Here is a 1,474-nt window from a genome sequence, read left to right as displayed (position 1 = left end):
AATAGTAAGAGGGCGTTCCTCATTTTAGTTTTAACTGTGCCCAGCGGAATTTTAAGCTTTTCTGAAATTTCGATCTGTGTGTAACCTTGAAAATATGCCAAATGGATCAGTTCCTGCTTATCAGAATCCAACCGTTCTAAAACCTTGCCAAAACCTATATAATCGCTACCGTTGGCATCACCACTTGACTTTAGATTATATACGAAATCTGAAACAGAATGGTTTTTCAGCTGGTTTTGAAAAGATTTTGATTTCAGATAATCTATTGCCGTATTACGGGCGATATTGATCATCCATGTGTAAAGACGGCCTTTGGATTCATCGTACTTGCCTACGCCGTTCCATATTTTGACAAAAACATCCTGAATAACTTCTTCGGTATATTCTTTTGACGATACAATACGCAAAACAACCCCATACAGTGCACCATTATAGTGACCGTACAGGTAGTTAAAAGCCGCTTCGTTTCTCTTTTTCAACAAAACGATAAGATCTTCTTCTGAATAAATTGTTTTGATAGACTTTCTTTTTATTATAAAAATAATCATTTTATGGTAAAATTGACATCCAATTCTAAAAACATATCGTAAATAGTTTTAAAACTTGTTAAAAATCACCAAGTACCTCACTAAATATTTTAAAATTATGAAAACAACCATAAGAACAACTGTAATCTGTATATTCTCTCTATTTTTTATACAGACTATTTTCGCTCAATCAAAGAAATTTAAAGCAGATAATGTATACTATTCACGGACAGACACCAAAGTTTTGAACGTATCTAATGAAGTTTGGAAGAAAATACTTTCTAAAGAGCTTTACCAGGTAGCAAGGGAGGCAGCAACCGAACGTGCATTCACAGGATCATTATACCAGAACGACATCAGAGGCACCTACTACTGTGCGGTATGTGGGAACGGCCTATTCTTATCTACCGCAAAATTTGAATCTGCGTGTGGCTGGCCGTCTTTTTACGAACCACTACGTACAAAAAGTGTACTTTATAAAAAAGATTCTTCACACAATATGGTGCGTACGGAAGTTCTTTGCGGAAGATGCGGGTCACATCTTGGGCATATTTTTGATGACGGACCGAAGCCAACCGGAAAGAGATACTGTATGAATTCAATAAGCCTTGATTTTGAACCGTTGGTAGCAGCAAGGAAAATAGGTTCTTTTTAGATTAAAATTAAAATTTATTAAAAAAAAGTAAAAATTTTAGTGTAAGGTAAATCCAAAAGAAAAGTCTTATCGTAAATGATTTTATAAACAATTAACAATCTTAAAAAAAATTGACATGAAAATTAAAACAACAATTGCAGCATTTGTTTTAGCAGCTTTAACATTTGCTTTCAGCGGAACCGCAACTGCCCAATCAATGAAAGAAAAAACCGTAATGGTTGGGGGTGCAGCGATGTATCCCTCTAAAAACATCATAGAAAACGCCGTAAATTCAAAAGACCACAAAACACTG

General features: G+C 34.9%; 2 protein-coding genes and 1 pseudogene. 2 read left to right on the top strand and 1 reads right to left on the bottom strand.

What is annotated here, in order from left to right:
• Window positions 1-548: RNA polymerase sigma factor (locus F0460_RS16075; protein WP_223810848.1), on the bottom strand; the 548-nt coding region annotated here is incomplete at its 3' end.
• A gap of 97 nt (window positions 549-645) precedes the next feature.
• Between F0460_RS16075 and msrB the strand changes: the two genes are divergently transcribed.
• Together msrB and F0460_RS16065 are read left to right on the top strand one after the other, a co-directional pair.
• A complete protein-coding gene (gene msrB, locus F0460_RS16070) occupies window positions 646-1,182 on the top strand; it encodes a peptide-methionine (R)-S-oxide reductase MsrB (RefSeq protein WP_150015120.1) in 537 nt (178 codons plus the stop codon).
• 115 nt (window positions 1,183-1,297) lie between these two features.
• Window positions 1,298-1,474 (top strand): annotated as a pseudogene (locus F0460_RS16065) (fasciclin domain-containing protein); the annotation flags it as partial.

It is taken from the genome of Paenimyroides baculatum, assembly GCF_008629655.1.
Taxonomy (GTDB): Bacteria; Bacteroidota; Bacteroidia; order Flavobacteriales; family Flavobacteriaceae; genus Flavobacterium; species Flavobacterium baculatum.
Note: the sequence above shows the minus strand (reverse complement) of the source record. Positions and strands in the feature narration are given on the sequence as shown.

What these genes read in the sequence shown, in the direction of transcription:
- msrB (WP_150015120.1), top strand. Translation starts at nt 646, where the DNA reads ATGAAAACAACCATAAGAACAACTGTAATCTGTATATTCTCTCTATTT.